The sequence below is a fragment of the Acidobacteriota bacterium genome (genome assembly GCA_026393675.1).
Classification (GTDB): Bacteria; Acidobacteriota; Vicinamibacteria; order Vicinamibacterales; family JAKQTR01; genus JBAXOX01.
In genome coordinates, this window is record JAPKZQ010000014.1 from 83639 (window position 1) to 91402 (window position 7764).

The window sequence follows — 7764 nt, forward strand, 5'->3', positions numbered from 1 at the left end:
CCCGCGTCAGGCGGGTCCGCGTCTTCTCCCGTCAGCGGGCGCCGCCGGTCAACTCCGCGACGAGTCTGTCCGCCCCGTACAGCTTCTTGAGTCCCTCGATGATGCCGGCCGAATGCACGCCAATGGCGCGCGACCCTTCGGCGTCGTCAATGTACATGTAGCGATTGGGCAGCTTCTGGATGTTGCTGTCGAAGTTGACGCCCACGACCTCGGCGTTGCGGTTGATGATGGGCGTGCCCGAGTTGCCGCCAATCGTGTCGGCCGTGTAAACGAAGTTGAATGGCGTGGCCAGATCGAGTTTGGTTCGTCCCTCTCGCCAGCGCGCCGGAAGCGTGAACGGTGCCTTCTCGTTGAACGCCGCCGCCCGCTCGTACAGCCCGAAGAACGTCGTCCTGTACGGTACGAGCGTCGAACCCAGCTCGTAGCCGAGGACCGTGCCGAACTCGAACCGCAGGTTCGAGTTCGCATCCGGATAGACGGTCTTTCCGTAGGCGGCAAACCGCGCCCGAGCGATCTTCTCGCCGGCGCTCGACTCGACGCTCTGAATCTTCTCCTCCTGCCAGGCGCGCAGCCCGCGGATGATCGGTTCGACGCGACGCGCCAGATCGATCAGGGGGTCAGTCGACGCCTTGATGGCTGCCGGACCACCTTCGATAAGCGCCTTGCGCGCGGCGACGTCCGTCAGCTTCGTTCCGGCCAGCACCTGTTTCGCCAGGGCGGCTGGTGACTGGCCTCCGAGCGCCGCTTTCACAAACGAATCAGCGGGCCCGAGCGTCTTGAGCCCCTCGTCGAGCCACGCCGTCAACTGCGCCTCCTCCATGTCGAGATAGATGGGCGCCGAGGAAAACAGGCTGAACTTCAGGCCCTCCAGGCGTGCGTCGGTGAATTCCGGATAACGCTGTGTACTCGCCTTCGGGATCTCGTCGGCGTAGCGAACGATGGTCGAGGCCATTCCCGCGAGGCGGGAAGCCGTGAGGTTGGAAAAGGCGATGCGCTTGGCATAGGCAGGAAGCGCCGCGTAGGCCATCGCAATCTGATCCCACGCCGGTGCGTACAGCTTCTGCCACTCGACAGTGGCCGCCACCTTCGCCCGGAGCGCGGATTCGTCACCTTCCTTCTTCTTGAAGATCCGCGGATTCTTCAGCCCATCCTGCTGGCCGATGAGCCGCTTGATGGAGTTCTCGAGCCCCAGTCGCGGCGTCGATCCGCGACGGGCCTGTTCGGCACCGAGCGCCTGATAGCGGACGAGCGCGTCGCGTCGCGACGTCCACACCTGCATCTGGAGGGGGTTGCCAAGATCGCGCTGATACTTGAGCTGGCCGACCGTCAACAGCCGCGCCGTCGCACCCGGGTAGCCCGGGGCGAAGATCAGCTCGCCCTCGGCCGCACCATTTTTCGACCACTTGAGAAAGTGCTCGCTCTTGAGCGGCTGGCCGTTCTCGTACACACGGAAAAGCGTGATGTCGAAGTTCCAGCGCGGATACGTGAAGTTGTCGTAGTCGCCGCCGAAATAGGCGATGTCCTGTTCGGGCGCGAACACGAGCCGGATGTCCGTGTACTTCTTGTTCCGGTACAACCAGTACTCGCCGCCACTGTAGAGCGTGATGACCTCGCACTTGAGGCCGGTCTGCACCGAACATTCCTTCTCGACAGTGGCCATCTCAGCCTTGCGCTGGGCATTCGCGTCCTTGTCGGTCGCGCCGGCCTTCACGGCCCCTTGCACGCGTTTGGTCACCTCCTCGTAGGACACCAGCACGTTCGCCTCGAAGTCGGTGCACGTGAGTTCCCCTTCGCGCGTCGCGGCGTAGAACCCGTCCTTGATCAGATCGCGCTGCGGCGTCGAGAGCTTCGCGACCTGGTCGCGGCCGACATGCTGGTTGGTGAGCAGCAGACCGTCCGGCGACACAAACGAGGCCGATGCGCCCGAGACACGCACCGCCGACAGCCGGATGTGCTCGAGCCACTGATCGGTGATGTCGAACCCGTACTTCTCCTTGATGAGTTTTCGCGGCGGGTTGTCGAAGGTCCACATGCCCTCGTCGCCGACTAGACCAGTGACTGTCACCGCGAGGATGACGGCAACGAGCGAGATGAACACGGCGCGTTTCATGATGGCTCCAAGGAGGCGATGTGGCGGATCTTGCTTCCGGCTTCCTATTTCCCCGCATCCAGATGATTCCAGTTCAGGATCGCGTTGAAACCGAGGAAGAACGTCCCCTGCGTCTGGAAGCGCCAGAACGGCCGGATGGCGAACATCACGACATGGCCCGCGCCGATGGGCGAGTCGATGACCTGGGCGCGCCCGGCGAGCGCCTCGCCGCCCACCAGCACGCCCGACAACAGCATGTCGTCAGCGTTGAGCGGAAACCGCAGGATCACGCGCGGGGCATCCGCGCCAGCCGCGAAACCGCCACCCCTGCCGCCGCCAACCGCTTGCCCTGAGCCTGTCGAAGGAGCTTGCCCTGAGCTTGTCGAAGGATCCCACGGCGACAGTCTCTGGGTCGCGGCCGCGTTCGGCGACACGTTCATTCCCACGCCGGGAATCTGCGCGCCACCACCGCCACCCCCACCACCTCCACGACCGCCACCGCCGCCACCGCCCACGGCCAGCACCGGATCCTGGCTGAAGTACACCGGGATCTGCGCCCCGTCGTAGCCATACATGATCGGGCTCTTGGCGTCGGCCACGATCCCGCGCATGATCGAGCCCCGCACGAACAGACCCTGCGGGCTCTCGATGGTGACGCCGCTGACGAGGTTATAGTCGGGGAAGATCGTCGACGTGGCGCCCTCGGTGATGAGCAGTCCGCCTTCCTTGACGAACTGGTAGAGATTCATCAGGCCCTCAAAGCCCATCCCGCCGCGGATGTCATCGGCCTGATCCTGCACGCCGAGATTCGGCGTCAACTCGGACTTCTTGTACGGCACCGGATCGGCGCCGGTCTTCGGGATCCCGTTGACCTGCGACTGCGCCGTGCCGCCGACGTGCGGAAAGACGATGACGTCGTACCTCGCGTGGAGGTTGCCCTCGCGCAGCTTGATGTCGCCAAAGTAGGTGTACGGCACGCCAAACGCGTCAAACGCTCCCCGCACCCATCCTTCATTCTGCGTGTTCGACCACGAGTGCACGTACCCGATGCGTGGCACGTCCAGGTTGTGCGTCTTGACGCCTGGAGCCGCAGCCACGGCCCATGCCGACAGCCCGAGATCCTTGAGCGTCGCGTCGAGTTTCGCGCGATCCCCGCTCGGGATGATGAACGCCCCGGCCTTGAACTTGTGGCCGCCGGCCTCGAAGTCCTCTTCGGCGGCCTGCATCTTCACATCGGCATGCTTGAAGCGGAACGTCACGATGCTGTTGTCGCTCGTGTGATCGACGATGACCACCGGCCCCGTGCCCTCAATGCCGCCCGGCGCCTTCACATCAGCCGCGATGAACGCCATCGGCTGGTCGAGCACGTTCTTCTCACCCACCGGCACCACCGACACATTCCGCATCAGCTGCATCGTCCACCCGGTGTCGTCGTAGGGACGGGGGTTGGCGGGCGCGTAGTTCTGCAGGCTGAAGTACATGTCAGCCATCGTGCGGTACGGTTGATCGGCGCGGACGACGTAATCGCCTGCCGCCACACTGACGGATCCCGCCTTGAACGCGGCGTTGGCGCGCGAGATCTCGAGGCCCTGGCGCCGGAGTGCATTGACGAGATCGGCAGCCTCAGCCTTGCGCCGCTGTGTGGCCGGGATGACCCAGGCATACGGGGCCTGCGTCTTGCCCTTGTCGAGCGCGCGCTTGTTCTTGAGCCAGTAGTTCTCGAGGAACATCTCGCGGTTCTTTGCCACGTAGTTGAGTGCGATCAGCAGCGCCGATTCCTGGATGTTCGTGTTGTTGCGCGGGCCCCACTTAATCTGCGGGAGCGGCGGATTCGCGCGGTACCATTCCCGGCTGGTGGCGTTGGGGCCCATCCGCAGGTTCTCGACGATGTCCGGACCGTAGCTCTGAACCTCGTAGAAGCGGCCCACCGCGTTCTTCGTGTGGGCGATGAAGAACATGTAGTTGGGCACCCAGCCGTCGTAGAAGCCGTAGGTCCACACGCCGGGCACGTTGCGCTTGGCCATCTCCATCACTTCGGTGTTGGCCAGCGCCCACCACTCGTTGATGGTGATCGCGTCAACCGCTTCGTTGTACGGCCCGGTGCCGGTCGATGCGTAGAGGTAGTTCGACGCTTCGTGCAGGTCGTGAAGAATGGTCGGCTTCCACTCGAGGAACGTCTTGTTGACGTTCTGGGTGAGCTTGAGCATCTGGCCCATCGCGTCGCGGTTGTCGTCGTGCGCGACGTACTTGCCCCAGTACACGAGCGGCGGCCGCTGCTTGCCGGTCTTCTTGCCGTAGTAATAGGTGTCGACGTGCTTCTCGCGGCCGTCAACTTCAACGACCGGCGTGATGAAGACAATCACGTTGTTGCGGATATTCTGGATGAACGGCGTCTCTTCGACCGCCAGGCGATACGGCAGTTCGATGAGCATCTCGGGGCCGCCGGTCTCGCCCGAGTGCATGCCGGCCGTCACCCAGTAGATGGGCTTCGACGTCTTGATGAGCAGCTGCGCCTGGGCCTCTGTCGTCTTGCGGGGATCGGTCAGAGCCGCGAGATTGGCCTTGTAGGTGTCAAGCGTCTTGATCGTCTGCTCGTCGGCCACCGCGAGCAGCACCATGTCGCGGCCTTCCTCGGTCTTGCCAATCGTCCAGTACTTGAAGCGCGGCGACGCCTTGGCGAGTGCCTCGTAGTAGCGCTGGATGTCTTTCGCGTAGGTGAGTTCGCCGGGTGTTCCAGGGATGCGGCCCAGGAACTTGAGCGGCGACGGGATCTTGTCGCTCGCCGGCATGTGGTCTACCAGGTCCGTGCTGATCCGCGGATCCTGCGTGTACTCCTTGATCAGCTTCGTGTAGGCCTCGTCCAGCTTCTGGGCGGGCGCGGTCTTGGGCGCCTGGGCCGGCACCATCAGCGCTGCGCAGAGGACGAGCGCGCAGGCAAGGAAGGTGCGTGTGCCGATTCGGCGGGAGATGGCCGCTTTCATGGTGTTTTCTGCTCCTCTCGAGCGAAACGTGAACGGGAGCCGCGACAACTGCCGGGCCAGGCCCGCGTCAGTGGGACGTTGCAGGCGTGCAATCGGGCGTTATAGCACAGGATGCGGCGGAGACGTTAGCGGCACGGTGGCCGATAAACGGCATGGCGGCAAGCGGCGTGGCGGCGGCGTGGCGCCACGCCGGTTTGTGGGCTATATTGGGGCCGCCCCGGGCATGCCGACCATGCACCGCATCTATCCTCCTGGTCGCGTTGGCCATGTGTTCCGCAACGGACGGCACTGGACCGCTCTCGCGGTCCTGGCCTTCGCATCGGTCGTCTTCGCGGGCGACCGGGCGCGGTCCGCGATTCCCTCACCGGTCATCCTGTACGCCTCGCGCCCGGCCCCAGCAACCCAGGGTTTGACCGCCGACTATCGGATTGCGCGGCTGCGCGCCTGGACGGACGCCGTCTATCAACACCGACCAGGCGCAGCCGATGCGCCGGTGTTGGCGATCCTGCGATGGCAGCAGCGCGAGCTCGTGTCGGTCCTGGACGATGTTCGGGATCTTCTGAGCCGGCTGGCCGCGGTCTACACCCGCGGCCGCGGGGCGGGCAACCGGTTGTTCGTCACCCTTGCTGACGCGTCGTTCACGATGCAGGACGTCAAGTCGATGCTACGCCTGACGGAGGATGAGATCACACATCGCGACCCGACTCGCTTCGTCAAGCGAGCGGCGATCCTGCAAATGGACGCGGCCATCGTCATCGGCACCGAAGGCGTCGCATACCAGACCCGTGCCCCGGTGTCGGATCCATCCGCGTTGATCGTGGCCAACGACGGCCAGAGCGCGGGCAGAGTGTTTGTCAACGAGCACTGGGCATTCGGGCGCATGCTGCTCAAGGGCGTCCAGCCGGATCCCGCCCGCGACGAGATGGTGAGACTCTGGTACTGCACCGCGGCCGCTGCGCTGCATAGCCAGTCCGCGTTCGGCGATCTCGCCATCCATCTCGCCGCCGCGCAGTCGCTCTTCCGGAACGACGCCGATCTCCTCTTCTACAACGGCGCCATGCACGAATCGTTCTCGGGCGAGCGGATCCAGACAGTGGTCCGGGAGCTCGTCACTTCGAAGGGCGCGCGGCCGAACGTGCCGAATGCGGACACCGAGCGGGCGCTGGCCGCGTCGTTCTTTGAGCAGGCGCTCGAACGAAACCCCGATCTGGTCGAGGCCCGGCTGCGACTCGGGCGCGTGCGCGGGCTCCAGGGCCGCCACGACGAAGCCGTGTCCCATCTCAGGTTGGCGCTGGCGGCCACCGGCGACACGCTCCTCCAGTACTACGGTCAGCTGTTCCTCGGGCGCGAAGAAGTCGCGCTCGGGCATCGCGCCCAGGCACAGGCGGCCTTCGAGCGCGCCGCCGCGCTGTACCCGCGCGCACAGTCCCCGCGCCTGGCGCTCAGCCAGTTGGCACGCGCTGCGGGTGACCGGGCCGGGGCCCTCGCATCGTTGCGCCAGGTCCTGCGTGGCTCCGCCACCACCGAGGACGATCCCTGGTGGTTGTACGACACGGCGGCGGGCCGCCACATGAATGTCCTGCTCGCCGAACTGTGCAAGCCGTTCCTGGCGGGAGTCGACCGATGATCTGGCGCCGCCCGCTGGCCGTAGTCCTCCTGGTGGCCGCGATGCCGATTGTCGCCCACGCGCAGAAGCCGACGTTCGCGAGCCGGGTGGAAGCCGTGCGCGTCGACGTCCTCGTCAGGGAGCGGGGGAAGCCAGTCCGTGGCCTTGGCCCGGGCGATTTCGAAGTGTTCGACAACGGCATCCGGCAGGAGGTGGACCTCGTCAGCTTCGAGCAACTGCCGCTCAATGTGGTTCTCACGCTCGACATGAGCGAAAGCGTGATCGGCGAGCGCCTCCAGCACCTTCGGGCCGCCGGCCGGGCGCTCCTGGTCGGGTTGAGGAAGGGCGACCAGGCCGCGCTCGTCGGCTTCGGCCAGTCAGTCACCCTGGGCGCGGACCTGACCACGGACATCGGGCGCGTGCGCGCCGCGCTCGACCACGAGCAGTCGCTCGGCAACACGTCGCTCGTCGACGCGAGCTACGCCGGGATGATGATCGGGGAGTCGGACGTCGGCCGGGCTCTGGTGATCGTGTTCAGCGACGGCCTCGACACTTCCAGCTGGCTCGAGCCCGACGCCGTGCTCGGCATCGCGAAGCGGTGCGACGCGGTCGTCTACGCTGTCTCGGTGGGCCGATCGCAAAGGGCGGGGTTCCTGAGCGAGCTCAGCGAGCAGACGGGCGGACGATTGTTCGAAATCGAATCGACGAAAAACCTGAGTGCGGTTTTTCTCGAAATGCTTGACGAGTTTCGCCAGCGCTACGTGGTGGGCTACTCGCCGGCCGGCGTCCCCATTGACGGGTGGCACAAGCTCACCGTGCGCGTGAAGGGCCGGGATGCCGCGGTGAAGGCGCGGCCGGGGTACCTTGCGGGCAAGTGAGCAGCTTTTCGCGGGATTCCGGTTTGCGCCGGAATGACCACCGTTCGTCATGCCGGCGGAAGCCGGCATCTGGAGTTTCTACATTTGCGTCGGTATGTGATATATAGTGTTGACATACCGACTCTGTTGTGGCATCCTGCGGGTACGATCACCGCAGGAGCTGCCTATGCCCGACGACTCGCTCAAAGACCTGATTCTTGGCACGGTGGA

4 protein-coding genes are annotated in these 7764 nt (G+C 65.1%); 2 read left to right on the forward strand and 2 right to left on the reverse strand.

Features of this window, described 5'->3' with window-relative positions; translation table 11 throughout:
- Positions 1-31: 31 nt before the first annotated feature.
- Together NT151_04720 and NT151_04725 are read right to left on the reverse strand one after the other, a co-directional pair.
- On the reverse strand, positions 32-2110 hold the full coding sequence (locus NT151_04720; GenBank protein MCX6538224.1) for a S46 family peptidase: 2079 nt from the start codon (positions 2108-2110) through the stop codon (positions 32-34).
- 44 nt (positions 2111-2154) lie between these two features.
- Positions 2155-5070, reverse strand: a complete 2916-nt coding sequence (locus tag NT151_04725) for a M14 family zinc carboxypeptidase (protein MCX6538225.1) — start codon at positions 5068-5070, stop codon at positions 2155-2157.
- Between the two features lie 136 nt (positions 5071-5206).
- Between NT151_04725 and NT151_04730 the strand changes: the two genes are divergently transcribed.
- Positions 5207-6697: a tetratricopeptide repeat protein gene (locus tag NT151_04730; protein MCX6538226.1), complete on the forward strand. Its 1491-nt coding sequence runs from the start codon at positions 5207-5209 to the stop codon at positions 6695-6697.
- Positions 6694-7554: a VWA domain-containing protein gene (locus tag NT151_04735; protein MCX6538227.1), complete on the forward strand. Its 861-nt coding sequence runs from the start codon at positions 6694-6696 to the stop codon at positions 7552-7554. Before NT151_04730 ends, NT151_04735 begins: the two co-directional genes overlap by 4 nt.
- Positions 7555-7764 lie beyond the last annotated feature (210 nt).

Bases quoted from the DNA above. Each gene is read 5' to 3' on its own strand.
- NT151_04720 (MCX6538224.1), bottom strand. From the start codon at position 2,110: ATGAAACGCGCCGTGTTCATCTCGCTCGTTGCCGTCATCCTCGCGGTG.
- NT151_04725 (MCX6538225.1), bottom strand. From the start codon at position 5,070: ATGAAAGCGGCCATCTCCCGCCGAATCGGCACACGCACCTTCCTTGCC.
- NT151_04735 (MCX6538227.1), top strand. From the start codon at position 6,694: ATGATCTGGCGCCGCCCGCTGGCCGTAGTCCTCCTGGTGGCCGCGATG.